Origin of the sequence: Catenulispora sp. GAS73 (assembly GCF_041262085.1) — a bacterium.
Lineage (GTDB): Bacteria > Actinomycetota > Actinomycetes > Streptomycetales > Catenulisporaceae > Catenulispora.
In genome coordinates this window covers 132,056-158,759 of the sequence record NZ_JBGCCM010000029.1, presented here as the reverse complement: position 1 = coordinate 158,759, position 26,704 = coordinate 132,056, and the positions used below count along the sequence as shown (strand labels likewise).

The 26,704-nt window shown below is 70.4% G+C and carries 22 protein-coding genes; 17 read left to right on the top strand and 5 right to left on the bottom strand.

Features of this window, described 5'->3' with window-relative positions; translation table 11 throughout:
• Window positions 1–261 precede the first annotated feature (261 nt).
• Complete coding sequence (locus ABH935_RS36085; protein ID WP_370382450.1) at window positions 262–3,729, bottom strand: hypothetical protein; 3,468 nt, start codon at window positions 3,727–3,729, stop codon at window positions 262–264.
• A gap of 186 nt (window positions 3,730–3,915) precedes the next feature.
• Between ABH935_RS36085 and ABH935_RS36080 the strand changes: the two genes are divergently transcribed.
• Entirely contained in the window at window positions 3,916–5,688 is a 1,773-nt protein-coding gene (locus ABH935_RS36080) for an alpha-galactosidase (protein ID WP_370382449.1), read from the top strand.
• Between the two features lie 40 nt (window positions 5,689–5,728).
• On the opposite strand, the gene ABH935_RS36075 is transcribed toward ABH935_RS36080, so the two are convergent.
• Window positions 5,729–6,766 (bottom strand): alpha/beta fold hydrolase, encoded by a 1,038-nt coding sequence (locus ABH935_RS36075; protein ID WP_370382448.1) that lies wholly within the window; start codon window positions 6,764–6,766, stop codon window positions 5,729–5,731.
• Window positions 6,767–6,862: 96 nt separating this feature from the next.
• The gene (locus ABH935_RS36070; RefSeq protein WP_370382447.1) at window positions 6,863–7,312 is read right to left on the bottom strand and encodes a MarR family winged helix-turn-helix transcriptional regulator; all 450 of its coding nucleotides are present in this window, start codon (window positions 7,310–7,312) and stop codon (window positions 6,863–6,865) included.
• A 111-nt stretch (window positions 7,313–7,423) separates the two neighbouring features.
• Here ABH935_RS36070 and ABH935_RS36065 point away from each other — a divergent pair, with 111 nt between their 5' ends.
• The 4 genes from ABH935_RS36065 (at window position 7,424) to ABH935_RS36050 (ending at window position 10,347) form a co-directional block, all read left to right on the top strand.
• Complete coding sequence (locus ABH935_RS36065) at window positions 7,424–7,753, top strand: multidrug efflux SMR transporter (protein ID WP_370382446.1); 330 nt, start codon at window positions 7,424–7,426, stop codon at window positions 7,751–7,753.
• A 15-nt stretch (window positions 7,754–7,768) separates the two neighbouring features.
• Window positions 7,769–8,080: a multidrug efflux SMR transporter gene (locus ABH935_RS36060; RefSeq protein WP_370382445.1), complete on the top strand. Its 312-nt coding sequence runs from the start codon at window positions 7,769–7,771 to the stop codon at window positions 8,078–8,080.
• A gap of 32 nt (window positions 8,081–8,112) precedes the next feature.
• Window positions 8,113–8,694, top strand: a complete 582-nt coding sequence (locus tag ABH935_RS36055) for a TetR/AcrR family transcriptional regulator (protein WP_370382444.1) — start codon at window positions 8,113–8,115, stop codon at window positions 8,692–8,694.
• A 105-nt stretch (window positions 8,695–8,799) separates the two neighbouring features.
• Window positions 8,800–10,347, top strand: a complete 1,548-nt coding sequence (locus ABH935_RS36050) for an alpha/beta fold hydrolase (protein ID WP_370382443.1) — start codon at window positions 8,800–8,802, stop codon at window positions 10,345–10,347.
• 20 nt (window positions 10,348–10,367) lie between these two features.
• Here ABH935_RS36050 and ABH935_RS36045 read toward each other — a convergent pair whose 3' ends face one another.
• The gene (locus tag ABH935_RS36045; RefSeq protein ID WP_370382442.1) at window positions 10,368–12,863 is read right to left on the bottom strand and encodes a BTAD domain-containing putative transcriptional regulator; all 2,496 of its coding nucleotides are present in this window, start codon (window positions 12,861–12,863) and stop codon (window positions 10,368–10,370) included.
• A 239-nt stretch (window positions 12,864–13,102) separates the two neighbouring features.
• On the opposite strand from ABH935_RS36045, the gene ABH935_RS36040 reads away from it, so the two are divergent.
• From ABH935_RS36040 to ABH935_RS36000, 9 genes are read left to right on the top strand one after another with little or no spacing between them, the layout of a single operon-like run.
• Complete coding sequence (locus tag ABH935_RS36040) at window positions 13,103–14,692, top strand: AMP-binding protein (protein ID WP_370382441.1); 1,590 nt, start codon at window positions 13,103–13,105, stop codon at window positions 14,690–14,692.
• Window positions 14,689–14,952 carry an acyl carrier protein gene (locus tag ABH935_RS36035; RefSeq protein ID WP_370382440.1) on the top strand — a complete coding sequence of 88 codons (264 nt, stop codon included), beginning with the start codon at window positions 14,689–14,691 and terminating at the stop codon, window positions 14,950–14,952. The genes ABH935_RS36040 and ABH935_RS36035 overlap by 4 nt, the downstream gene beginning before the upstream one ends.
• Window positions 14,953–14,977: 25 nt before the next feature.
• On the top strand, window positions 14,978–15,355 hold the full coding sequence (locus tag ABH935_RS36030; RefSeq protein WP_194910589.1) for an ectoine synthase: 378 nt from the start codon (window positions 14,978–14,980) through the stop codon (window positions 15,353–15,355).
• Between the two features lie 48 nt (window positions 15,356–15,403).
• Entirely contained in the window at window positions 15,404–16,558 is a 1,155-nt protein-coding gene (locus tag ABH935_RS36025; protein ID WP_370382439.1) for an acyl-CoA dehydrogenase family protein, read from the top strand.
• Between the two features lie 4 nt (window positions 16,559–16,562).
• The gene (locus tag ABH935_RS36020) at window positions 16,563–17,309 is read left to right on the top strand and encodes a transglutaminase family protein (protein WP_370382438.1); all 747 of its coding nucleotides are present in this window, start codon (window positions 16,563–16,565) and stop codon (window positions 17,307–17,309) included.
• A gap of 53 nt (window positions 17,310–17,362) precedes the next feature.
• Complete coding sequence (locus ABH935_RS36015) at window positions 17,363–18,385, top strand: pseudouridine-5'-phosphate glycosidase (protein WP_370382437.1); 1,023 nt, start codon at window positions 17,363–17,365, stop codon at window positions 18,383–18,385.
• The gene (locus ABH935_RS36010; RefSeq protein ID WP_370382436.1) at window positions 18,382–19,071 is read left to right on the top strand and encodes an HAD family hydrolase; all 690 of its coding nucleotides are present in this window, start codon (window positions 18,382–18,384) and stop codon (window positions 19,069–19,071) included. Before ABH935_RS36015 ends, ABH935_RS36010 begins: the two co-directional genes overlap by 4 nt.
• On the top strand, window positions 19,068–20,477 hold the full coding sequence (locus ABH935_RS36005) for an MFS transporter (RefSeq protein ID WP_370382435.1): 1,410 nt from the start codon (window positions 19,068–19,070) through the stop codon (window positions 20,475–20,477). Before ABH935_RS36010 ends, ABH935_RS36005 begins: the two co-directional genes overlap by 4 nt.
• On the top strand, window positions 20,474–21,199 hold the full coding sequence (locus ABH935_RS36000; protein WP_370382434.1) for a hypothetical protein: 726 nt from the start codon (window positions 20,474–20,476) through the stop codon (window positions 21,197–21,199). Before ABH935_RS36005 ends, ABH935_RS36000 begins: the two co-directional genes overlap by 4 nt.
• 84 nt (window positions 21,200–21,283) lie before the next feature.
• Here ABH935_RS36000 and ABH935_RS35995 read toward each other — a convergent pair whose 3' ends face one another.
• A complete protein-coding gene (locus ABH935_RS35995; RefSeq protein ID WP_370382433.1) occupies window positions 21,284–22,723 on the bottom strand; it encodes a helix-turn-helix domain-containing protein in 1,440 nt (479 codons plus the stop codon).
• A gap of 313 nt (window positions 22,724–23,036) precedes the next feature.
• On the opposite strand from ABH935_RS35995, the gene ABH935_RS35990 reads away from it, so the two are divergent.
• The 3 genes from ABH935_RS35990 to ABH935_RS35980 all read left to right on the top strand — a co-directional run bounded on the left by ABH935_RS35990 (window position 23,037) and on the right by ABH935_RS35980 (window position 26,550).
• On the top strand, window positions 23,037–24,011 hold the full coding sequence (locus ABH935_RS35990) for a hypothetical protein (RefSeq protein ID WP_370382432.1): 975 nt from the start codon (window positions 23,037–23,039) through the stop codon (window positions 24,009–24,011).
• 71 nt (window positions 24,012–24,082) lie between these two features.
• Window positions 24,083–25,627, top strand: coding sequence for an amino acid permease (locus tag ABH935_RS35985; protein ID WP_370382431.1), 1,545 nt, complete (start codon window positions 24,083–24,085; stop codon window positions 25,625–25,627).
• A 2-nt stretch (window positions 25,628–25,629) separates the two neighbouring features.
• Window positions 25,630–26,550 (top strand): GNAT family N-acetyltransferase, encoded by a 921-nt coding sequence (locus ABH935_RS35980; protein ID WP_370382430.1) that lies wholly within the window; start codon window positions 25,630–25,632, stop codon window positions 26,548–26,550.
• Window positions 26,551–26,704: the final 154 nt, after the last annotated feature.

The window sequence follows — 26,704 nt, the reverse complement described above, 5'->3', positions numbered from 1 at the left end:
CGTTTTGAACCTTAGACAGTCCAAAACCCTAGATCGGACACGGCGTGCACGCGCGCAACCCCACCCAAACAACCCACACATAAGTCAGAGGCGCCTAAAAATCGCCTGTAGACCCCAGACCAACCGCAGCCGCGACCGCGACCGCAGCCAGACTCACGACCACGACCACGACCGCAGCCGCAGCCGCAGCCGCGACCGTAGCCAGACTTACAACCACGACCACGACTGCAGCAGCAACTGAAGCAGCAACCGCAACCACCCCTACCGCACAACCACCACCACAGCACTCCCACCCGGCAAACTCACCGTCAACTGCCGCCCGTGAACCGCGACCGCCTTCGGCACCGGCGCGAATGCCCCATCGGCGCCGACCGTCGAACCCCCGATGGTGACCGCCTTCGACGTAAGCGAAGGCGCGGTCAGCACATACGCCTCCCCCGACACCCCCGCACCCGCTCCCGAACCCGCCAACGTAACATTCGCCGTAATCGCCGACGCCCCCTTGTTATCCACCACAACGTTGCCCCCGATCCCCCACGCCGACACCCCACTCCCCCCACTCACCGAAGCCGTGTGCAACGTCCCGGCCCCAGCAAGCCTCCACAGCAGCGCGCCGTAGTACACCCCCTGAACGCCGGTCGGCGTCAGGCCGTTGAAGACAATCGGCGAGTAGTTCAGCGTGAACTGCGACGACGTCCCACCATGGAAGTTCACGCCGTCTCCGCCCTCCGCGGCGAGCCCCTCCATGAAGTCCAGTGACCACAGCGCCGCCGCCTCGACGTCGCTCACGCCCGCGGCGCCGCCGTGGAAGTACGAGTTCGCCTCCGTCATGCGCCAGCGCGGGATGCCGTTCGCGGACTTGGCGTTGGCGATCGCCGCCTCGTCGGTCGCGAAGCTGCCCGGGTTGGAGGCGAGCATCCCCGCGATCGACGCCGTGGTGTTGCTGCCGATGTACATGTGCATCGACAGCATGGCCAGGCCTTTGCCCTTCTCATCAGCCGCGAACTGCGCGTCCCACGAACCGTGCCGGTAGGTACCCGGCCCGTCGAACACAGCCTGCGGGACCTTGGCCCGGATCGCCGCGGCATAGGCGTTGAACGACGCCTCGTACGCGGCCTCGCTGTCGTAGACGTTCGGCTCGTTGCCGATCTCGAACGCCACAAGGCTGCTCCCCAACGCATGCGCCGCGAACGCCGCCTCCGACGCCGCGTTGGCAGGCGTGTTCGTCTTGAGGTTGATCCCGTAGATCACCCGCCACCCGGCCGCCTTGGCGAACGCTGCCAACTTCGTGACGTCCGCCGGCGCGACCTCCGACGCCGACCCACCGGCCCCGGCCGCGTTCCAGTTCACGATGTCGACCAGGTTCCCGCCGACCCGCAGATAGCCGGGCCCCAACAGCCGGAACAGGTTGACGAGGTTGGTGTTGTGCGGGTCGAACATCCCGGCACCGACCCGGTCCTTCTCAAAACTGAACCCTGCGAAACCCGCCCCGACAGACCCAGCGGAGCCCGAATTCACCGCCACGGTCACCGGCACCGGCCCCGCCGCAGACCCCGGCCCCGGCACCGGCCCCGGCACCAACACCGACCCCGGCACCGCCGCAGACACATAGCCGTCGCCAGCGACAGCCTTCGCACCAACCGGCGGCAAAGGCGCCTGCGTCCACCCGAGCACGCCCTGATAACCAGACTCGATCCCCGCATTAGCCGCAATAGAAGCAGGAACCTGCGACGCCCCACTGATCGTCGTGTTGTTAGCGACCGTGACGCCCCCGCCGCTGGTGTACCCCGAGGGATTCTCGAAGTAGTTCCCCTCGACATCCGTCGGGTCATACGTCGTGCTCGCACCCGGCGCATAGTCGGTGTGCCGAGAAGCCCACGCCTGAGCCTTCGGATCGTTGTAGACCGCATTCCCCGTAATGGTCTCGAACGTGCAGCCGTTGTCCGTGTAGATGACGTGCCCACTACCGGTCTGATCATGGATGTCGTTGCCCGACACGTGCTCGCCGTTGGCCAGCGAGCTGCCCGTGATGCCCTGCGTGTAGATCGCACCGCCGTCGTTCAGCACACTCATGTGATCGAAGATGAGGTTGTTCGAGATGGCATTGTCATGCGAGAAGTTCGCCTGCGGCGCCTCCTTCTCCTTGTCCGGCCACCCACCCCACCCCTGCGAGATCGCGGTATACGGCGTGTGGTCGACCTGGTTGTGACTGACGCTGTCATGCGCCGTGTATCCGGAATCGATCCCCACACCACCCCGGAACTCCACCGGAACATCGAAGACGTGATTGTCAGTGACCGAGTTACCAGAGGTCTGCGACGCCCCCGTAGCCGTCGGCATGTCCACATTCCCGAGCTGAATCCCGTTCCCCGACACGTCGGTGACCACATCACCCTTGACCACGTCGTTCTGCGAGCCATCGCCAAGCGCCAGCCCAGCCGCACCAAGGTGCACGAACGCATCACCGGTGAACTGAACGTTCTGGTCGTACGTCAGCGACACGTTCCCCGGAATCTGAGTCCACGCCCCATAAGGACACGCCCCGAGCTTGTAGCTCGACGGCGGCACATGGCACAGCCCCTGCGAAGCCGCCCCCTTCGCCCCGGTCACCTGGTAGTTCGCCTGGATCTCGGAGAAGCCGTCGCTGGTCCCCTGCGTATGAAACTGCGGCCCCAGCCAGGTGGCGTACGAGAACTGGATCCCGGAGAAGACCACGTTGTGCAGCGGCGCCGTGGCCGTGCCGCCACCGGTGACCAGACTCTGCAACACCGGCGCCTCGACATCGGCGGAGCTCATCGTCTCGCCGGAGCGCGGAACGTAATACAGCTTGCTGTCACCCTGGTCGAGGAACCACTGCCCCGGGGTCTTCGCGCCGAGGAACTGGAAGGCGTTCTCCACACTCGTCGGCTGCTCGGTGATGGAGCTGCGCCCGACCAGGTTGTAGGCCCGGCCGTCCGGGAACGACCCGGCACGCGCCGTCGAGTTCGTCCAGCACGGCTGCGCCATGACGACGGCCGAGCCGCTGAACGACGCCACCGGACACCGCGGCTCGGTCCACGCCCCCAGCCCGCCCCGGTACACGAACTCCAGCTGCGGCTTGGCCCCGCTGGGATTCCGCCACGCGGCCATCGCCGAACCGCCGCCGCTGTACCCGGTGGAGTTCTGCCCGCTCAGCGCGTTGGGCAGCGCGCCGGTCGCCCGCGTCGCGCGGACGCCGTTGACGTAGAGCTGCCGCGTCTGGAGCCCGGCCGGCGCCTGAGCGACCCAGATCGGGCTCCCGGCACTCATCGGTTGCCAGCCGGTGACCTGAGCCGACCCGGCCAGGACGGGACGCGCGCCGGTGTCCGCGGTCCAGATCACGTTATGACCGTTGGTGCCGGAGTCGGCGGCGGTGAGCGTCAGCGGGCTGCTCATGCGGTAGAAGCCGTCTTCCAGGACGACCCGCACGTCGCCGGTCATGTTCTGGTCCAGGGCGCGGACCAGAGTCTGCGCCTTACCGATCGTCTGGACCGGCGCCGCCGCGGTCCCCGGGTTGCTGTCGCTGCCGGTCGGTGAGACGTAGACCTGGCCGACGACGGCCGCCGGGGTGCCGGTACCGGTACCGGTGCTGGCTCGACCGACCGCGGTCAGGCCCGCGCCGCCGAGCAGGGAGATGGTCGCCAATCCAGTGATGGTGAGCCGGATCCGGATCAAGGATCTGATACCGAGCGGCACAGAACGCTTCGTCATGCGGCGGAGTCAAGCAAACATCCGAGGTTTCGGCAACGGTGGTCGAAGATCACTTGAGTTCAACAGGGTTTTCTGCGAATCCATCATCGAACGTTGAGATCATTCATCCGACCCTTTACGCATCCCCGGAATCGCAGTAGCTTGCGCTGCGAACCGAGTAAACCAACTTTACTAGCAGGAGTCACGATGAGGCGACGCCCGCGAAGCAACCGAGCCGGGAACAGAGCCGGGATCAAGGCGTGGACTGCGGCCGTCGGCCTGGCGGTGGTGGCGGCCCTGCTCCCACCGCTCAGCACCGCCGCCCCGGCGCACGCCGAGAACAACGGCGTCGGCCTCACCCCGGCGCTCGGCTGGTCCAGCTGGAGCTCCGTCCGCAAGGACCCGACCGCCGCGAAGATCGACGCCCAGGCCGACGCCATGAAGTCCTCCGGACTGGCCGCGGCCGGCTTCCAGTACGTCAACGTCGACGACTTCTGGTACCAGTGCCCGGGGAGTCAGGGCCCGAACGTCGACGCGAACGGCCGCTGGGTCACCGACGCCACGAAGTTCCCGCCGTCCGGCACCACCAACGGCATCAACGCGGTCGCCGACCACGTCCACGCCGACGGCCTGCAGTTCGGCCTCTACGTCACACCCGGCGTCTCCAAGCAGGCCGTCGCGCAGAACAGCGCGATCCTCGGCACGTCGTACCACGTGCAGGACATCGCCACCACGACCGCGGAGAAGAACTACAACTGCAAGGGCATGGTAGGCATCGACTACACCAAGCCCGGGGCGCAGGCGTTCATCAACTCCTGGGCCGACGAGTTCGCGGCCTGGGGTGTCGACTACGTGAAGATCGACGGCGTCGGCACCTCCGACGTCCCCGACATCCAGGCCTGGTCCAAGGCCCTCGTGCAGACCGGACGCCCGATCCAGCTGGAGCTGTCCAACAACCTGGCCATCGGCAGCGCCTCGACCTGGCAGCAGTACGCCAACGGCTGGCGCACCAGCGGCGACATCGAGTGCTACAGCAGCTGCACCACGGCCGGGACGCTCACCGACTGGGCCCATGTGCAGAGCCGGTTCGGGCAGGTCGCCTCGTGGCAGCCGGACGGCGGGCCCGGCGCGTTCAACGACTACGACTCCCTGGAGGTCGGCAACGGCTCGTCGACCGGCCTCACCGACGCCGAGCAACAGTCCCAGATGAGCCTGTGGGCACTGGGCGCGAGCCCGCTGATCCTGGGCACCGATCTGACGAAACTGAACGCGACCGAGCTCGGCTACCTGAAGAACGGTCGCGTCCTGGCTGTCGACCAGGACGCGATCGATGCCTCGCGCATCGTGAACAACGGCAACCAGCAGGTGTACAGCAAGAAGGAGAAGGACGGCGGCGTCGTCATCGGCCTGTTCAACTCCAGCAACACCGGATCGACCACGGTGAGCGTGCCGCTGTCAGCCGCCGGCATGTCCGGCAGCGCCACCGCGACCGACCTGTGGAGCGGGGCCTCGCTGGGCACCATCAGCGGCACGTACAGCGTGACGCTCGGTCCCGGCGCGGTGAAGCTGATCAGGGCGGTGCCCGGGGGCAGCGGCGGCGGCAGCGTCACGATCGAGGCCGAGGCGTCGGGCAACACCATCGCCGGGGCCGCGCGGGTCGCCACGTGCGCGGCCTGCTCCGGCGGCAACAAGGTCGGGTACATCGGTAACGGCGCGGCGAACTACGTGACGGTCAACGGCATCACCGAGCCGTCAGCCGGGAGCCACACACTCACGGTCGCGTATCTGGTCAACGGCACCCGCAGCTTCTCGATCAGCGTCAACGGCGGGCCGGACATCGTGGAGAACCTGAGCGGCACCAGCTTCGCCACCCCGGCCACCGCGAGCGTGACGGTGCAGCTCAACGCCGGGACCAACACGATCAAGTTCCACAACGACACGGCCTACGCACCGGACCTGGACGCGATCACAGTGAGCTGATCCCGGATGGCTCCGCACCCGGCTGTTGTCTCGTGGGGACTCAACAGCCGGGTGCGGCTCGGGCCACCAGCGCTTCGACCGATGCCGCCACCTGGGCCGGATGCGAGGTCAGGGACAGGTGGTGGGCGCCTGGGACGACGGTCGGCGCCGGCGCCCCGATGTTCGCGGCGACGCTCTCGGGCGCGTCGGCCGCGAACATGGAGTCCTGGGCCCCGAAGGTGACCGCCTTGGGTAGGCACAACTGCTTCAGTTGGGACAGCCGTGAGGCAGGGAGTCCCGGTCCGCCGACGGTGTCGAGGGTGTCCCAGAGTCCTTGTTCGGCGCCGGCCACCTGATAGGGCCGACGGAACCGCTCCACGCCGGCGGCGTCGAGGCGCGGACACGACGGTCCGCATTCCGAGGCGTAGATCGTGCGGATGGCCCAGTCGGAGCGCAGCACCAGGTGCAGGACGGAGGTGCGCAGCGGGCCCAGGATCCAGGTGACGCCGGGGCTCGGGATGGGGAGGCCGTCGCCGTCGAGGAACATCAGGCCGCTGTAGGTCTGGGGCGATTCCAGCACCGCTTCGGCGGCGACGGCCGCGCCGCTGGAGTGCGAGACCAGGACCGGGCGGTCGATGTGCAGGGCGGCGACCAGGCCGGTGAGTTGGGCGGCCATGTGCTGCGGAGTGTAGGGCGAGACGCGCTGGCTGTAGCCGGAGCCGGTGAGGTCCAGGGCGTAGACGCGGTGGTCCTGTGCCAGCAGCGTGGCCAGGTTCTGCCAGGTGTCCGAGTCCTCGAAGGCGCCGTGGACGAGGACGATCGGCGAGCCGCTGGTACCCCAGGTCTCGTAACGGGTGTGGATGCCGTCGGCGGTGATGTAGGACAGGCCCGGAGGTGGGGCGACCGTGCCTGCGGTGTAGGCGTTGTAGGGGACGGAGAGCATGGTCAGCGTCACGAAGATGACGGCGACCGTTTTTGCCGCCCGACGCAGGACGCGACGGTGCCAAGGGCGGCGTGGCATGTGCACCGTGTCGCGCTGCTCCTCCGCGAGGTCTTCAGCACCGTCCACGCCTTCAAGACCCAGTTCATCCGTCGCCATGGTGAGATCGTCGCTTTCGGTGAACTGCTTCGTCATCGGCTCGAAGTCGGACTTCGCGGGTACGTCGAGGAGCGTACGCCGCAGTAACGCGCGGTATTACGCGGCGCTCCGAGCGGCCGCGACGATCGTCGCGTGGCCCGGATCGGCGGCGGCGAGTTCGTCGAGGGCAGCGCTGAGCGTGGCGTCGTAGGTGGCGCGCGCCTCGCGGTAGCGTGTGCGGCCGGCGTCGGTGAGGACGGTGTAGGCGCCGCGTTTGTCGTCCGGACACAGGTCGCGGTACGTGAACTCGGCGGTGTTGAGGCGGCCGACCAGGCGGGTGACCGAGCTCTGGTTCAGGCCGAGGCGGTCGGCCAGTTCGGTCATGCGCAGCTCGCTTCGCTCGGCCTCGTCGAGGAAGCCCAGGGCGCGGTATTCGGACAGGCCGAGGCCGTGGCGGCGTTGCAGGACGGCGGCCAGCTTGCCCTCGACGTGCGCGTGCAGGATCAGCAGGCGGTTCCACGTATGGGCGTCTGAGCTGGGCTTCGCGGTTTTCACCTGCGATGGCATGGGTTCACTCCTCGGGCCGGCTGCTTGACACCACTTTAGTTGTACGTGCATGCTTTTTGTCGACCAAGAACTTGCATGTACATGTAACAAAAGTGGAGGGGATTCATTCCGATGGCCTGGGCCTACTTGCTCGTCGCGTCCGTCTTCGAGGTCGTGTTCGCGCTCGCGACCGACGCCACGCACGGGTTCACCGTGCTCGCCCCGTCCCTGCTGACGATCGCCGCGGCCGGGGGCGGGATCTTCTTCCTGAGCCTGGCGCTGAAGACCCTGGACGTCGGGGTCGGCTACACGGTGTGGACCGGGATCGGGTCGGTGGGGACCGTCGTGTTCGGGACCGCGCTGTTCCACGAGGCGGTGACGCCGGCGAAGGTGGTGGCGTTCGGGCTGATCATCGGCGGAGTGCTGGGGTTGAAGATCGCCGACAAACTGGCTGCGGCCTGAGCAAGGAGCAACATCATGGCCTGGACCTACCTGCTCATCGCCTCGGTCTTCGAGGTCGCGTTCGCCTTGGGCACCAACGCCACACACGGATTCACCCGCCTGTGGCCGTCGGTGTTCACGCTGCTGGCCGCCGCCGGCGGCATCTTCACGCTTAGCCTGGCGCTGCGCACGCTGGACGTGAGCGTCGGGTACACCATCTGGACCGGCACCGGGTCGATCGGGACCGTGGTGCTGGGATCGGTGATCTACAAGGAGAAGATCACCGCACCGAAGGTGGTCGCGTTCGCCGCGATCATCGCCGGGGCGCTGGTGCTGCGGCTGGCTTGACTTGCGGAGTGAGTGAGTGAACACTCACCTCCATGGAAGACGACGCCCCCCGATCCCGGCGACGGTTGTCGACCGCGGAGGCCCGCCGCGAGGAGGTCCTGCAGGCGGCCATCCCCGTCTTCGCTGAGCGCGGATACTACGGGACGCCGACCTCCGAGGTCGCCAAGCGCGCCGGGATCTCGACGTCGTACGTCTTCCGGCTCTTCCCGACCAAGGAAGACCTGTTCGTCGCGGTCCTGGACCATGGCGTCGACCAGATCCTGGCCCGGTTCCGCCGTGCCGTGGCCGAGACGTCGGGCGGGGTCGAGGAGCTGTTCCAGGCGTTGGGCATGGCCTATGCCGACCTCATGCGCGACCGCCACCTGCTGATGGTGCAGCTGCACGGACAGAGCGCGTGCGACGTGCCGGCCGTCAAGGAGGCACTGCGACGGGGCGCGGACCGCGAGATCGAGTTCGTGCGCTCGGTCACCGGCGGGACGCCGGAGCAGGTGCAGCAGTTCATGGCGATCGGCGCGCTCAGCCACCAGATTCTGGCCCTGGACGCCCAGCTGCTGGACGCCGCGTGGGCCAAGACCCTGGTCGGCTCACTCTTCTTCTACTCCCCGGAGGAGTGACCACCTGGACAGGAGCGTTTCGCGCCGGGCCGCCAGCCCGGCTTTCTTTTGCGGTCAGGATTGACTGACCAGTCACACATTCAGTAGCGACAGAGAGAAAGAACGATGAGACTCTTCCCCCGCGCCACCGACATCCGCAGGCCGCGCAGGTACATCGCGCTGGCAGCCGCCGCGACGGCGGTGGCGGCCGTCGCGATCCCGACTGCCGCGGCCGCCAACTCCTCGACCTCGGCGGCCGCCTCCGCCTTGCCTGCTTTGTCGGCTTTGCCCGCCTCGGCGGACCGGTCGAACCCGACGGCCGGCATCGTGTGGCAGCCGTGCACCGACCCGGACTTCGCCGGCATGGACTGCGGGACCATGAAGGTTCCCGTCGACTACGCGCACCCCGGCGGGCCGCAGGTCTCGCTGTCGATGGTGCGGCACCGCGCGTCGGACAGCGCGCACCGCGTCGGCGCGCTGGTCCTCAACGACGGCGCCGGCGGATCCAGCATCGAGCAGTTCCGCTACGCGCTGCGCTTCGGGCTGGCCCAGACGCCGATGGGCCGGCGGTTCGACGTCATCGCCATGGATCCGCGCGGCGTCGGCCACAGCCAGGGCATCCACTGCACGCGGCCCGCCAAGGCCTCCGGGATCACCGACCTGCCCGCCAGCCAAGCGCAGTTCGACGCCTTGGTCGCCAACAACCAGGCCTTCGCCGCCGACTGCCTGAAGACCAACGGTCCGCTGCTGACCCACATGGACATGGCCGGCACCGCGCGCGACTTCGAGCGGCTGCGCGTCGGCCTGCACGAGACCCAGCTCAACTGGTACGGCATCCAATACAGCGATCTGCTCGGCCGCACCTACGCCCAGATGTTCCCCGGCCGCCTGCGCACGATGCTGCTCGACACCGCGCTCGACGACGCCCTGCCTCCGACCGAGCGGCTGGCCACCGAGATGGCCACCGCGGAGCAGGCCTTCGACCGCTTCGCCGGCTGGTGTCACGACACTGCCGGCTGCGCGTTGCACGGCCAGGACGTCGCCGCCGTCTATGACCAGCTCGTCGCGAAGGCCGACCGCACGCCGATCGTCGTCAAGGGGACCGGCCAGACCCTGACCGGGCAGGACATCCAGGCCGCGACCCAGGACTTCCTCGTCATCAAGTCGGTGGCCTGGTCCACGCTCGGCACCGCGATCCAGCAGGCGCTGGCCGGCGACGCCACCGCGTTCACCCACGACGTCGACAAGACTCTCGACCACACGCAGCTGCAGGTCTCCGCCTGCCTGGACCAGCCGCCGGCGGCCACCACGTACGCCGGGCTCGCGCAGTTGGAGATGCTGGCGCGTCAGACCTCGCCGCATCTGGGCGGCCTGGTGCAGTCGTGGACGAACATGACCGGGTGCCTGGGCTGGCCTGTCGCCGCGCACGGCACGGCGCCGACGAGCCCGGTCAAGCACGCGCCGCCGGCGTTGATCCTGGAGTCGACGCACCAGACGCTGTCCGCGTACTCCTGGGCCTTCGGGCTGGCGGCCCAGCTGCCGGGATCGAGTGTGCTGTCGATCGAGGGCGACGACTACAGCACCTACATCACCAGCCCGTGCGCGGCGAGCAATGCCAACAGCTACCTCATCGATCGGACGCTGCCGGCGGCCGGGACGTTGTGCGCGTACTGATCACGGCAGCTCACACCGGCTCACACCGGCCCGAAGTGGGGACTGAGCACGCGCGCCAGCTCTTCGGCCCGCTCTCGCCAGCCGAGTGCCATGGCCAGGCGGCGGACCGCGACGAGGTTGCCGAGCTCGGTCTCCAGGAGGCGTTCGGCGTGCTCGGGGTTCTTGGCGCGCTTCGTATACGGGTCCTGCGACCGCGCGGGGGTTGGGGCCTGGGCTTGGGCCTGGCCGGAGTCGAGGATCGCGCACCATTGGGTCGCGGTGCGCAGGTAGTAGTCGATGAGGCGCTCGGAGGCGTGCAGGGTCTCGTCCGCTTCGCCGTCGGCGCTTTGGAGTTCGGCGGCGACGTCGTGGACGAGGTCGTGGAGGTGGTAGCGGCCGGGGGCGCGCTCCTGCAGGAGGTTGGCCTCGAAGAGGCATTCCAGGGCTGATTCGGCGTCGGGCAGGGGCGCGCCGGTGAGGGCGGCGGCGGAGTGTGCGTCGAAGTCGGGTCCCGGGTGCAGGCTCAGGAGCCGGAACAGGCGCTTGGGCAGTGGCAGGAGCTGGTGGTAGGACCAGGCGAGGATGGCGGTGACGTCGCGGTCGCCGGCGACCAGGAAGCGGGTGCGGTGCCCGGCGAGCTGCTCGGTGACGCGCTCCACCGGCCAGGTGGCGCGGTCCCGGAGGCGGGCGGCGGCGACCTGGATCGCCAGCGGGAGGCGGCCGCAGAGCTCCACGGCCGAGGCCACCGCCTCCGGCTCGGCGCGGGCGCGGTCGGTGCCGATGATGCGGCTGAACAGCGCGATGGCCGAGCCGGGGTTCATCACCTGCAGCGGGATCGGCACGGCACCCTCCAGCGAGGGCATCCGGCGGCGGCTGGTGATCAGGACGAAGGTCTCGCCGGAGCCGGGAAGCAGGGGCCTGATCTGGGCGGCGTCGCGCGCGTTGTCCAGGAGCACCAGAGCACGGCGGCCGGACAGCCGGGCCCGCCACAGCGCGCTGCGCTCGTCCAAGCCCTCGGGCAGCGTCTCCGGAGCGAGGCCGCTGGCACGCAACAACGCTTCGAGCGCCTGCGCCGGCTCGACCGGTTCAGTGACGGCGCAGAAACCGGACAGGTCGACGAAGTAGTGGCCGTCGGGGAAGAGCGGGGCCAGGCGGTGCGCGACGTGCACGGCGAGCGTCGACTTCCCGACGCCGCCCATCCCGTCGATCACAGCGACCTGCGGCGCGGGACCGCCGGCCCGGGCCTGCGCGACCAGGTCCCGGATCTGGCGCTCGCGGCCGATGAACTCGGCGAGGTCGCGGGGCAGGAAGGAACGGTCGACGCGGGGCGCGGGGACGGGGGTGGCGGTCTGGAGGACCGGGAGGGGTAATGCTTCGACGGCGCGGACCAGCGGATCGTGAGCGGGCCAGGTCGGATCGGCGAGGGCGAGCGGGGAAGTGGTCGGCGAGCGCCGCTGCTCGACACCAGACCATGGTCGGAGGTCGGGAGTGGTGGGTGCTGGCGGCGCGGTCACTGGAGCGGGCGCGGACAGCGGCCACGATCCGGACTCAGAAGGCTGCTGCTCAGAACCGGGCCGCGGTCCCGGATCAGGCGTAGTCCCGGCTGGCTGCGGCAAGTGCGCGGGCATCGGTCGTTGGTCGGCTGCGATAGCGGCCAGCTGCGGCTCGGGCGCGCTTTGCGGTTTCTGGCCAGGTTTCTGGCCTGGTGCAGGCTGCTGCAACGTTTCAGGCGCAGGCCGTGCCCGCCCGACCGGCACCAACTCCCGCGACTCCCCGTCTGCCGCCTCACCCGGCTCCGCCGCGTCGCCGCGCAGCACTCCCTCGTGCGCGCGGCGAAGCTGCGGCCCGGGGTCCAGGCCGAGTTCGTCGGCCAGCATCCGGCGGCCCTGTTCGTACACCGTCAGTGCGTCGGCCTGGCGGCCGGAGGCGTGGAGGGCGCGCATCAGGAGGGCTCGCAGGGATTCGCGGAAGGGGTGTTCGTCGACCAGGGCGGTCAGTTCTCCGAGGGTGGCTGCTGCTTCGCCGAGGCGGAGGCGGATGGCGGTCGCGGCTTCGACCGCGTCGAGGCGCTGCTCGTCCAGGACGGCTGCGGCGTTGGCCAGGCGGGAGTCCCGCAGGCCGGTCAGGGCCGGGCCGCGCCAGAGGGCCAGGCCCTTGTTCAGGGTGCTGAGTGCCTGTTCGTCGTGGCCTGCGGCCAGGGCTTGGCGGGCTTCGGCGGTCGCGGCCTGGAAGCGGTAGGCGTCCACCGCCGACTGCGGGACCGCCAGGCGGTAGCCCGCGCCCTCGGTGGCGACCAGGCCGCCGCCCAGGGCGCGGCGGAGGGTGCCGACCACGTTGTGCACCTGCTGGCGGGCCGATTCCGGCGGGTCGTCCCACAGCACGTCCACGATCCGCTCGTACGGCACCACCGCGTCGGCGTTCACGCTCAGCAGCGCGGCGAGGCGGCAGACGCGGGTGCCGCGCAGCGTCGACTCGCGGCCGCCGAGGCGGATGCGTAGCGGGCCGAGGATCCAGATGTCGAGATCGGGCGTGCCCACGATTCCCCCTCAACTCGATAGACATGCCCGGTCTTCGGCGGGTCTACCACGGCCTACCCCCGAACACCGGCTCTCGATCATCCAGGGTAGCCGAGGAGTAGCGCTGAGGCAGCGGGCGTTTCGCTCAGCGGCGCCCGGCGGTCCCGGGACGGTAGCGGCACGGTCGCCGGACGGTAGCCGACGCCGAGACGATCTATCCGAAGCGAATCAGTGAACGGATTCATCGGCGGGAGGCAGCCATGTGGGAAGTCGCGATCAGTGCCCGGCGGGACCGGGCGGCGGCGGTCGTCGACGGTACGCGCACCTGGAGCTACGCCGACCTCGCCGAGCAGGTGGCCGCGCACCGCGGCGTGTTCGAGCGGGACGGCGTGCGGCCCGGGCAGACCGTCGCGCTGCTGGCGGACAAGTCCGCGCACGCCGTGGCCGCGACGCTCGCGCTGGCCGAGACCGGCGCGACCGTGTTCATCCCGCCGCGCGGGCTGGGCTCGGAGCTGCAGGCCGATCTGCTGGGCCGGGCCGCTGCCGACTACACGGTCCAGGCCGACGAGCGGAACGCCGAGTCGCTGCGCGCGACCGTCGTGCGCCAGTCACACCGCGCCTCGGACCGCCGCGCCGCCCTGATCCTGAGCACGTCCGGCTCGACCGGCGTCCCCAAGCTCGTGCCGCTGCCCTCGCCGGCGCTGGAGCGCTTCGCCGGCTGGGCCGCCGACGCGTTCGGCATCGGCCCGGGTGTCCGGGTCCTGAGTTACGCGCCGCTGAACTTCGACCTGTCGCTGCTCGACGTGTGGGGCACGCTGATCCACGGCGGCACCACCGTCCTGGTCCGGCCCGACGACGCCGCCCGCGCCGACCGGATCGCCCGGATCCTGGTCGAGCAGAGCCCTGAGGTCGTGCAGGCGGTCCCGCTGCTGGTCCGCCTGCTGGCCACGGCCGATCTGCCGCCGCAGCCGCTGGTCCGGCACCTGATCCTGACCGGCGAGAGCTTCCCGGTCGAGCACTGGTCCTGGCTGCGCCGCACCTTTCCCCGAGCCGAGGTGTGGAACCTGTACGGCTGCACCGAGACCAACGACAGCTTCCGGCACCGGGTGGTCCAGGCGGACATCGACGCCGGGCGGGTCCCGATCGGCCGTCCGCTGCCCGGCGTCGAGGCCAGGATCCAGGACCGCGGCACGCGAACGACCACCAGCGAGGGGTACGCCGAAGGCGAGCTCCTGGTGAGCACGCCGTTCCAGACCCCGGGGTACCTGCGTCAGGGAGATCCCGAGGAGGATCCGCAGTCTTCACCGTTCGTGCGGCTGCCGGACTCCGACCGGGTCTTCTACCGGACCGGCGACATCGTGCGCCGCACCGCGGACGGCGTGCACCACCTCGTCGACCGCATCAGCCGCATCGTGAAGGTGAACGGCGTCCGGACCAGCCTGGCCGAGGTCGAGCGGGTGCTCGCCGACCACCCCGACGTGGCCGAGGCCGTGGTGTTCACGGTGCCGGACGCGGTGGCCGGCCAGGTGCTGCACGCCGCTGTGCTGCCGCGCTCGGCCGACCGGTCCGACCGGTCCGGCAGCGCCGACCGATCCGACAGCCCCGGCCCTGGCAACGACACCGAAACCGGCCCCGGCACTACCGACGGCTCCGCCACCGCTGGAAACCCCGACCGCCCCACCGCCGCGCTCGACACCCTCGCGCTGCGCGGGCACTGTCGCCGGCGGCTGGCCGCCGCCGCGGTGCCCAGCCGCTACCACCTGCTCTCCCTGGACCTGCCGCGCACCTCCACCGGCAAGCCCGACCGGGCCAGGATCCGTGCCCTGCTCACCGAAGGAGCCGCTCCGTGACCACCGCAACGAGTGTCGCCGCCGTCGTCCACGACCACCTCGTCACCACCCATGCCCCCGACGCCGACCACATCCCGTCCGACTACGACCTGCTCGAAGGCGGAGTCCTGGACAGCCTGACCCTGGTCTCCCTGTTGTCCTGGATCGGCCGCCGCTTCGCGCTGCCGATCGAGGAGCTCGACCTTGATCCGCAGCGACTGCGCAGCATCGACGCGATCGCCGAGTTCATAGAAGCCCACACGCAAGCCCCATCCCGATAGCCCTGACCGAGAAAGCCCGGCAAACATGATCATCCGCGAGAAGGACTCCGTCGACGCCGTCGACTGGGGCAACGGCCGCAGTCACCGTCTCCTGATAGCCGCCGACGGCGTCGGATTCGCCGTGGCGCACACCGTGGTGCGCGCCGGTTCGGAATCGCGCCTGCAGTACCGGAACCACATCGAGGCCTGCTACTGCATCTCGGGCGAGGGCGAGGTGGTCAGCGCCGACGGCGAGCTGCGCCACAAGCTCGTGCCCGGTGTGCTCTACGCCCTGGACCAGAACGACGCGCACATCCTGCGCGCCGCCGAGCACGGCGACCTGGAGCTCATCAGCGTCTTCAACCCCCCGATCCGGGGCGACGAGCAGCACCGCCTGAGCCCGGACGGCTTCTCCGCCTACTGAGCTACTGAGAGGCGGCCGTTGGACGAGGCCGCGAGAAGGGATCCGATGATGACGGCGACCACGCACGAGCGCACCGCGTTCGCCGACCTGATCGCCCACCTGGGCGCCGAGCTGAGCGACGGGCACCTCGACGACGACCGCGACCACCGCTTCCGCCCCGACAAGTGGCGGCGGCTCGGCGAGGTCGGGCTGTTCGGCCTGCCGTTCCCGACCGAGTACGGGGGTGCGGGTCTGGACATCGCTGAGACCGTCAGTGTCCTGCGGTCGCTCGGCGAGCACTGTCTGGACGCCGGCCTCGTGTTCAGCGCCACCACCCAACTGGCCAGCACCGGCACTCCGCTGGCCCGCTTCGGGTCGGCGGAGCTGAAGGAGCGGTACCTGCCCGGCGTGTGCGCCGGCGAGCTGATCGGCGCGCACGCCATCACCGAGAGCGGCGGCGGATCGGACGCGCTGGCGATGCGGACGACCGCCCGCCGCGACGGGGACCACTACGTGCTCTCCGGCGCGAAGGCCTACGTCTCCAACGGCCCGATCGCCGACGTGATCGTCGTCTACGCGAAAACCGGCTCCGGCGCGACCGCGCTGTCGCCGTTCCTGGTGCCCACGGACGCCGCCGGCGTCGTCCGGGGCGCCCCGATCTCGAAGATGGGGCTGCGCACGTCGCCGATGTGCGAGCTCTTCCTCGACGACGTCCGGGTCCCGGCCGGCCACCTCCTCGGCTACGAGGGCGGCGGCCTGCTGGTCCTGGACTACGTGATGAAGCGGGAGATCCTGTACTCGTTCGCCGCGACGGTCGGGCAGATGGCCGGCCGTCTGGAGCGGGTCATCGGCCACGCCAACTCCCGCGAGCAGTTCGGTGCGCCGATCGCCGCCAACCAGGCGGTCTCGCACCGGATCGCCGATCTGAAGATCGGCTACGAGACCAGCCGGATGTGGCTGGAGCACACCGCGGCGGCGCTCACCGGCCATCAGGACGTGGCCCTGGACATCGCCATCACCAAGCTGGTCGCCAGCGAGGCGGCGGTGGCCTCGGCGTCGGCGGCGGTGCAGCTGTTCGGCGGCGCCGGCTACATGAGCGAGTACGGCGTGGAGAAGGAGCTGCGGGACAACGTCGCGGCGACCATCTACTCCGGCAGCAGCGAGATCCAGCGGGACCGGCTGGCGGCGCTGCTGGGGCTGCGGACCCGGAAGACGGGGCGGTGAGGCCATGAACGCGATATCTCAGACCGAATTCACATCAGAGTCCGGAGTTGATGAAGAGCCCGAAGCCGAATCGGAGATCGAGTTCACGCTACGGGCCACGCCGGTGCTCGATCATGAGTCGCCGCGGATCGTGGAGTTCGTCGCCGAGGTGGCGCCGGGCAGTGCCGGCGGTACGCGTGGTGCGGCCGGTGCCGATGTCCGCGAGCAGTGCCGGGCCCTGTTCTACGCGGTCCGCGACGGCATCGACTACGAGGTCTTCGATACCGGCCTGCGCGACGCGGATCTGGCGGGCAGCGCGGTGCTCGAAGCCGGGCGCGGCTTCTGCCTGCACAAGTCGATCCTGTACGCGACCGCGGTCCGGCGCCTCGGGGTGCCGTCACGGCTGGCCTCAAGCCTGGTCCGCAACCATCTGTCCTCACCGGAGCTCACCGCGCTGGTCGGCGGGGAGGTGTTCCTGCACTGGTACGTCGAGATCCAGCTCGACGGCCGATGGGTCAAGGTGACTCCGGTCTTCAACCGCCTGCTGTGCCGGATATACGGGATCGCGCCATTGGAGTTCGAGGGAATCCACCACGCCTTCGATCCGCAGGGGCTGAAGCGCATGGAATTCCTGGGTGATGTGCGCCTGCATCCCGACCCGACTCCGGACCGCATCAGAGAGCTGATCCAGAGCGCGCATCCCGCGATGGTCACCCCCGATCTGCGGGTGCCGAGCCGAGGCCGCTTCGCCGGATCCGGCTCGCCCACCTGACCCGGCCGAACCACTCCCCGAAGACCAGTCCACCGAAGAAGGGACAAGCAACCATGCCCCGGTTGACCATCAGCCCGGAAGTCGCCGACGCCCTGGGCCGCCGCCCGATCCTGGCCCTGGAGACCTCGGTCATCGCCGGCGGCCTGCCCTACCCGGCCAATCTGGAGTCGGCGCAGGCCGTGGACGGCGCCGCCCGCGCCGGCGGCGCGGTACCGGCCCGGATCGCGGTGCTCGACGGAGCGCTGCACGTCGGGCTCACCGACAAGCAGTTGCAGCGGATCGCCGAGGATCCGAAGGCGGTCAAGGCGTCGGTGCGCGACATCGGCCGGGTCGCGGCCGGGGGCGGCGTCGGTGCGCTGACCGTCTCAGGGGCCGTGCACGGTGCACGGCTGGCCGGGATCGAGGTGCTGGCGGTCGCCGGCATCGGCGGGGTGCACCGGGGCGCGGCGACCAGCTTCGACGTCTCCGCAGACCTGCCCGCCTTCGTGCGGAACCGGGTGGCGGTGGTCTGCGCCGGCGTGAAGTCGATCCTGGACGCCGGGCTGACGCTGGAATGGCTGGAGACGCACTCGGTGCCGGTGGTCGGCTACCGCTGCGACGAGTTCCCGGGGTACGTCAGCGTCTCCTCCGGGCGGCCCAATCCGCACCGGCTGGACGACCTCGGCCTGATCGCGCGCTCGGTGCTGGCGCACTGGGACTCCGGGGTCGAGGGCGGGTTCCTCGTCACGCATCCGATCGCGGCCGAGCACGGCGTGCCGTTCGACGTGCTGGAGGCCCGGATCGCCGAGGCGGAGGTCGCGGCGCGGGAGGCGCGGGTGACCGGGCCGGACATCACGCCGTTCCTGTTGAAGGAACTGGCCCGCAACTCCGGCGGGCAGACGTCGGCGGCGAACCGCGAGGTGCTGCTGTCGACGACGCGGCTCGGCGCCGAGTTCGCCGTGCGGCTGTTCGAGGAACGGCTCGCCGCGGCCGACGGCGTCGCCACTGAAACGGCCGGAGCGGCCGGAGCGGCTGGGCCGGCTGGGCCGGCCGAGGCGGCTGAGGTCCTAGCCGGAGCACGAGGCGCGGCCTCATGACCGCCGTCCTGTTCGACCTCGACGGCACGCTCGCCGACACCCCGGGCGCCATCGCCCGCATCCTCGCCGACATGTGCCCGCTCGCGCCGTCCGACCAGCTGGCAGCCAGCGTCGGACGGCCCATCGCAGGGCTCTTCGCCGAACTCCTCGCGGCGGACGAGGACTCCCCCGCGGTGCGCGTCGCGGTCTCCGAGTTCCGCGCGCGGTTCGCCGACGAGGTGGTGCCGCAGGCCGCGGACCTGGTGTTCCCGGCGATCCGCGGGCTCCTCGACGAACTCGTCGCCGCCGGCCGGCCGATCGCGGTCGTCACGAGCAAGTCGCCGGCGGGTGCCTCGGAGTTCCTGGAGGCCGCCGGGCTCGCGCCCTACTTCCCGGTGACGGTCGGCTTCGTCGCCGGCGTCCCCGGCAAGCCCGCGCCCGACCAAGCACTCGCGGCGGCGAAAGCCCTGGGCGTGGAACCCGCCGACTGCGTCGTGGTCGGCGACAGCACCGACGACATGTTGATGGCCGTCGCCGCCGGGATGCGCGGCGTCGGTGTCGCGTACGGCGTCGCGTCCGTCCCGGACCTGCGCGCAGCCGGCGCCGCGCAGGTCGCTCAGACCTCTGATGGTCTCGCCCCGCTGCTCCTTCCCGAAGAACACCGTCCCCTCACCACCGTTTCCCCCCACACCGAGGTGTCACCGTGACCACGTATGAGAACTCTGATGTATCCGTCATCCGCGACACGTCATCAGCATCCGCCCGGACCGCCGGGCTCCTGCTGCTCTCGCTGGCGCAGTTCCTGATCGCACTGGACTACTCCGTCATCTACGTGGCGCTGCCCAGCATCGGACACAGCCTGAAGCTGGGGGCGGACACCCTGCAGTGGGTGGTGTCCGCCTATGCCGTGCTGTTCGCGGGGTTCCTGCTCGTGAGCGGCCGCGCCGGGGACCGCTATGGCGCGCGCCGGATCCTGATCGCGGCGCTGGTGCTGTTCGGACTGGCGGCGACGGCCGGCGGTTTGGCGAACTCCGGCGGGCTGCTGCTGACGGCGCGCGGCGCGCAGGGGCTGGGGGCGGCGTTGATGCAGCCCGCGATCATCGCGCTGATCAACCGCACGTTCGAGGCGGGGCCGGCGCGGGAGAAGGCGCTGGCGGTGTGGGGCACGATCGGGGCGTCCGGGCTGGCCGCCGGGGCGTTGCTCGGCGGCGTGCTGACGTCGGCGTCGTGGCGCTGGACGATGCTGGTGAACCTGCCGGTGGCGGTGGTGTGCGCGGTGGCGGCGCCGCGGCTGTTGCCGTCGGACGGCCGGCGCGGGGACCAGCGGGCGCTGAGCACGGCCGGGGCGGTGCTGGCGACGACGGCGTCGCTGGCTGTCGTCAGTGCCCTGACGTTCGCGGCGGTGCACGGCTGGACCGACGGCCGGACGGTCGGTTTCGGCGTGGGCGGGGTGCTGCTGGTCGCCGGGTTCGTGTGGCACGAGCGGACGTCGGCGGCGCCGCTGATCGACCGCGCGCTGCGCTCCAACGCGATGCTTCGGCTCGGCGCGGCCTCGACGGCGCTGTACATGGCGAGCGTGGGCGCGGAGTTCTACGTCATCACCCTGATTCTGCAGAACCGCTACGGTTACAGCCCGCTGCGCGCGGGCTTGGGCTTCCTGCCGCTGGCGCTGTGCATCGTGGCGGGCAACATGCTCGCCGGCCAGTTCATCGCGCGCGTGGGATCGGTGCGGCTGCTGACGATCGCGTTCGTGCTGGACGCGGCGGGGCTGGCGATCCTGGCGGCGTCGGCGGGCGGGACCGGGTACGCGACGCACATGCTGCCGGGGATCGTGGTGTCCGGGATCGGGCACGGGCTGACGTACACGTCGATGTTCGTCACCGGCACCGGCGGCCTGCGCGACGAGGATCAGGGCACGGCCGGCGCGGTGCTGACGACCAGCCAGTACATGAGCGCGGCGGCGTCGTTGGCGATCCTGGTGCTGGTGATGGGGTCGCCGTCGGCGGCCGGGACGTACCGGAACGCGTTCCTGACGACGGCGGCGTTCGCGGCGGTCGGCGCTCTAGTCGCGGGCGCGGTGACGGCGGTGCGGGGTCCGCGGGGCGCGCGATGAGCGGCGGCGGGGTACGGCGTCTCGGCATTCTGGTCGTGCACAACGATCCGGTGCCCGAGGCGGAGATCTGGCGTGCCGCGCCGCCCGGGGTGGAGATCGTCACGGGACGCTTTGCTTTGCAGCGCGCCCCCGGCGAGGAGTACTTGGGGGAATCGGTCGAGGAGTTCCTCAGCGCGGGGGTCCGCCGCACGCTCGCCGATCTCCGCGACGCCGGCGCCGACGCGCTGGCCTTGTGTTTCGTGTCGGTGAGCGTCTTCGGCGGGACGCCGTTCGACACCGGCTTCGCCGAGGCGGTGAAGGCGGCGACGGGCGTCCCGGCGTTCACCGCCGGCGAGGCGGTCCGGCAACGTCTCAGTGCCCTGAACCCGTCCGATCCGCTGCTGATCGCCCCGCCGTGGTTCACCGACCGCACGGTCGCCGGCACCGCGGCGTACCTGGGCCTCCCGCCGGACATCCGCACCCACCGCTACGACCTGGGACCGGCCTGGGACACGGGCACCCGCCAGGACCTGTTCGACCGCGGCGCCAAGGGCCACATCCCGCACACCGCGCTCCGCGACCAGATCCTCGCCGCCGCGACCCCGACGACCGACGCGATCCTGATCCCCGGCAGCGGCTTCCGGACCCTGGACGCCGCCGCGGAGGTGGAGCGGAAGTTGGGGGTGCCGGTGGTGAGTGCGAACTCGGCGGTGCTGGGGCGAGGGTTGGAGCTCGTCGGCTAGCGGACGCGGTAGATCCGGTACTCGATACCGCCAGCGGTATCACCGCCGCCCGGCAGGACTATCAGGGCACTGCCGCGGTCGAGATCAAGAGGCGAGCACTGTCAGCAGCCGGTCCACGATCTCCAGCGCCTCGGGCTGCGCGCCGCCGGAAGCACGCACGATCTCGCGTCCCGCCCGGGACGCCACCGCCAGCGCGCCCACCGACTGCGTCGCCTCGGCCAGTTCGATCGCGGTGCGGACGTGCCGCAGCGCCGCGTCCGTGTCGCCTTCGCCGAGGCAGGCCAGCGCCAGGTGGCCGAGGACCAGCGCGAGGACCTTGCCGGGCTCGTAGCGGACGGCCGCCTCGGTGAGGGCGACGCGCGCCTCGGTGTGGCGGCCCAGGGCCAGGTAGGCGGAGCCGGCCAGGCGTTGGTAGGTGCGGGGCGTGCAGACGCCGGGCGCGGGGTCGTCGGGGCTGATGGCCGCCATCGCGCCGCGGGCCGTGGTGAGGGCCCGGTCGCATTCGGCGGCGTTGCCGAGGATCGCGTGGCCTTCGGCGGCGTGCAGGCGGGCCAGGGCGAACAGGGCCTCGCTGACCGGTGCGGCGATGACGGCGGCCTGCACGCAGCGGCGGACTCCGGCGCGCGGGTCGCCGCCGTAGAGGCCGACGAAGGCGGCGCGCAGGGTCGCGGTGACCTGCAGGACGGAGTCGCCCGCCTGTCCGGCGCGGCGGGCGGCGCGGTCGAAGAACTCCTCGGCGGTCGAGGAGTCGCGGCGGCCGGCGGCGTCCGACATGAGGCGGCCGACCAGGAGGGCGGTTTCGGCTTCGGCGACGTCGAGGTCGCGGCGCCAGCGGATGGGGCTGACGGAGCCGGCCGGGTACGGCGAGCCGGCGGGCAGGACCGGGACGGGGACGCCGGTCGCGGATGTCACGGGTTGCGCGGACGGCGCGGGCTGAGTCGACGGCGCGGTGGTCGTGCCCGTCGCGACGTCCGACAGCGAGGCACCGATCAAGAACCGCTCCGATGATGAAGACGCGTTCGAAGGCGCGTACAAAGACGCCTCAACCGCGCCGCCCAAGGGATACGCGCCATCTGAGAAAACATCTGAGAAAACAGAGGAACCGGCCGAACCCGCTCCCTCAGCCGCGCGCAGCGCCTCGACCCGCCCCAGCAATCCCGCGGCCCGCACCACCAGGCCCATCTCCGGCCGCGCCTCGTACTCGGCGGCCAGCTTCGCGACCTCCTCGCGGACCCCCGCGATCGCCGCCAGCCGGCCGTCGTCGGTGCTTTCCCAGCCCCCTGCGAAGGTCAGCGGCCCCTCGGGCGACAACAGCCGCTCCAGATCCTGCAGCCCGACGCCGAGCGCCCGCGCGATCCGCGGCCGCTTCCCGGGCAGCGGCGTGGTGCATCCGCTCTCCCAGCGCACGACCGTGGACACCTCGACCCCGGCCCGCACGGCGAACGCCTCCTGCGTGAGCCCGGCCGCCTCGCGGGCGCGGGCCAGACCCGCCCGGCGGAGCCTGGACTGCCTGGGCTTGGCCATGAATGTCCCCCTTTCGTGCGCACTCCAGACTGCGATCGACGGTATGCGGACAGTCAGCGATATCGGTCAGCATACTTATAGGTCAGGCCTGCTGTCGCATGGTCCTTGCATGGTCGCCGCACGGTCGGTGCGCTTCCCGAACCGGGCGTTTTCGGATTGGGTAATCCGCGTTCAGATTCGGGCCCTGACATCAGGGGAGAACAGAGGCGGTGGCAGGCGGTGCGCAGACACTGTGCGGCCTGTTTGCCCATGCCGGCGCACGGATGGCCGCGGTGATCCCCCGCGGGACCTCGGCGCCGGGAGAGGTCCTTCCGTGGTGAAGCGCAGGGGGTCGGGCGAGAGCCACCTCAAATTGGTCTGGGATCCGGCGGGTCTGGACCGGCGGCTGGCCACCACCACCCAGGAATTGCGGGTCGGCCGCTACGCCCTGGCCGGTGAACTGTTGGCCGACCGGCACGCCGGCGAGGACGTGCGCGACTACCGCTACCTGATCCTGGCCCAGATCGCGGCGTCCAACGGGGTGGACACCGCCTGGCTGGCCGAGGAGCCGGACAGCCCGGAGGCGGCGCTGCTGCGGCTGCGGGCCAACGTGATCAGGGCCCTGCAAGCGCACCGCGCGCGCCATCCCAAGGCCGACGGGCTCGTCGATCTGGCGCGGACGCAGTGCCTGGAGACCGCCGAGCGGTTCCCGGAGGACCCGCTGCCCTGGATCGCATTGCTCCACCTGGCCCCGGCCGCGCCGCAGAACATCCCGGGTCCGCCGGAGCTCCAGGTGTCCGGCCCGTGGCAGACGATGGGCCAGCTGTGGAAACGCGATCCGTGGAACCGCGAGGCGCACCACCGGCTGCTGGCCGCGGTCGGGCCGAAGAGCGGCGGGTCGGTGTCCGCGGTGTCCGGGGTCGCGCACTGGATCAGCAGTCAGGCGCCGAGCGGGTCGGCGCTGCTGGTGCTCCAGCTGGTGGCCTTCATCGAGGCGTTCCGCCAGCAGTTGGAGCGCAACGATCTCAACAGAGTCCTGCTGACCTACCGCAACTGGTCGACCGCGTACGCGGAGCAGGAGACAGAACGCTGCTATACCCAGTGGTTCCTCCCGAGCGGCGGGAACGGCGTACTGCTGCCGGACCTGCACCACCTGGCGCACGCCTTGTGGGCCGGCTCGCAGTGGCGGCCGGCGGCCCGGGTCTTCGACGTCATCGGACCGTACGCGATGACCACGCCGTGGTCCCTGCACGGCAATCCGGAACAGGTTCTGGCGATGGCCCGGGAGCGCTGTATGTCAGAACTCTGAACCGCCGGCCGCGTTCGCCCTCGCGTGGCATGTCCTTCGCACCCCCCTTCCCCCCAAAAGAGGTACGGCAGATGGCGACCTCCGCCACATCGACAAGCCGTCGCGGCAGTTCGCTGGAGATGCCCGACGACGACCAGACACTGCGCGAGCTCGGCTACCCACGCCAGCTCGCCCGGCGGGTCAACGCGTTCGGGAACTTCGCGATCTCGGCGACGATCATCAACTTCATCTCCGGCGTGATGACCGCGCTGAGCCTGGCCATGATCTCCGGCGGGCCGCGCATCATGGTCTTCGGCTGGCTCGGCGTCGGCCTGCTGGTGCTGTTCGTCGGCGCCGCGATGGCCGAGATCACCTCCGGCTTCCCCACCTCGGCGGCGCTGTACTACTGGTCGGCGAAGCTGGCCAAGCGGCACAACGCGGGCTGGAGCTGGTTCACCGGCTGGCTGAACTTCATCGGCCAGATCGGCGGCACCGCGGCCACCGACTTCGCGCTGGCGAACTTCGTGGTGGCGCTGGCCACCCTGCAGTGGCCGAGCTACACGCCCAACGCCAAGGAGATCCTGGGGATCTACGGCGCGATCCTGCTGATCCACGCGCTGCTGAACACCTACACCGTCGGGCTGGTCGCGCTGCTGAACAAGATCAGCGTCGCGTGGCTGCTGGCCGGCGGCGTGGTGATCACGTTCTACCTGATCGTGTTCCCCTCGCACCACAACTCGGCGAGCTTCGCCTTCACGCACTTCGTCAACGGCACCGGGTTCAAGTCGGGCCTCTACGCGGGCATGATCGGCCTGCTGTTCACCAGCTGGACGTTCACCGGGTTCGACGCCTCGGCGCACATGTCGGAGGAGACCACGCACGCGGCGGTGTCGGCGCCCAAGGGCATCGTCCGCTCGATCGCGTTCTCCTGGATCGCCGGCCTGGTCCTGATCCTGGCCCTGACGTTCTCGATGTCGCCGGGCAACTACGGCAACGAGTCCTCGGCCAACGAGCCGGCGGCGCAGATCTTCGTCGACGCCCTCGGCCTGACCACCGCCAAGATCCTGCTGCTGGTGGTCTGCGGCGCGATCTTCTTCTGCGGCCTGGCGAACATGACCTCGAACTCCCGGCAGATCTTCGCCTTCTCCCGCGACGGCGCGATCCCCGGCTCGAAGTGGTGGCGCTCGGTCAGCAAGCGGACCCACACGCCGGTGAAGTCGGTGTGGTTCGCCGCGGTCGGCGCGTTCGTGCTCGGCGTGCCCTCGCTGTGGAACACGGTCGCGTTCCAGGCCATCGTCTCGGTCAACGTCATCGGGCTGTTCGGCTCCTACGGCGTGCCGATCTTCCTGCGGCTGCGCCGGGGCGAGGACTTCGTGCGCGGTCCGTGGCACCTGGGCCGCTGGAGCCGGCCGGTGACGACGATCGCGGTGGTGTGGATCGCGCTGAGCAGCGTCCTGTTCCTGCTGCCGCAGTCGTACCCGATCACGCACAAGACGTTCAACTACGCGCCGGTGGCGCTGGCCGTGGTGCTCTTCATCGCGACCGTATGGTGGTTCATGACGGCCCGGCGGACGTACCGGGGCCCGATCAGCTACGGCACGCCGGAGGAGCTGGCGGCCATGGAAGAGGATCTGTAGAGATGAATCAGGATTCGAAGACCGGACTGGAGATCGCCCGGGCCGGTGCGGACGACTGGCCGGTCTTCGAGTCCTGGGCCGCCGGCGAGGGCTGGAATCCCGGCCCCGCCGACGGCGGGTGTTTCCTGGCTCAGGACCCTGACGGGTTCTTCGTGGGCCGGATCGACGGGCAGCCGGTGTCGGCGGTGTCGGTGGTGAACTACGGGGAGACCTTCTCGTTCCTCGGGTTTTACCTGGTACACCCGGACTTCCGCGGGCAGGGGCATGGATACGCCACCTGGCAGGCCGCTCTGGCGCACGCGGGAGACCGGGTGATCGGGCTGGACGGCGTGCTGGAGCAGCAGGACAACTACCGGCGGTCCGGGTTCCGGCTGGCGCATCGCAACATCCGGTACGTCGGGCCCGCGCCGGCAGACCTTTCGGCGAGCGCCGGATCCGGGTCGGGTTCCGGCGCCGGGTCCGCGCCGTCTGTGGTGCCGGTCGCCGAAATCGGCCGGCCCGCGATCGAGGCCTACGACGGCGGCCGCTTCCCGGCCGAGCGTCCGGTGTTCCTCGACCGCTGGCTGTCGGCTCCGGGGCACGTCGGGTACGCGGCCGTGTCCAACGGCGAGCTCGTGGGTTATGGCGTCATCCGACCCGCTCCGGCGTTCGCAAAGATCGGCCCGCTGTTCGCTGACACCCCCGAGGTCGCCGAGACTCTGTTCAGAGCCCTGATCGCGGGCCTGTCGGCGGCCGACGGGCCGCAGGCGTCGCGCTCGTTGGAGGTCGCGCTGGACGTGCCCGAGACGAACCCGGCGGCAGTGGCATTGGCCGAGCGCTATGGGATGAAGCCCAGCTTCGAGACCGCCCGGATGTACACCGGACCGGTGCGCGATATCGAAATGGCTTCGGTCTACGGAATCACCTCGTTCGAGCTGGGCTGACGCGGATAGAATCGGGAGAACTTCACCGGGCCCGCCGAGGGACTGACCGGCGCTTCGGCGCCGGGACGGCGTGCCTGGAGCCGCAATGGAAGTGGCGCCCTTGGGAACGAGGACGCCACTTCGTTGTTTTCCGGCGTTGCCGCGTCTTCCGGCG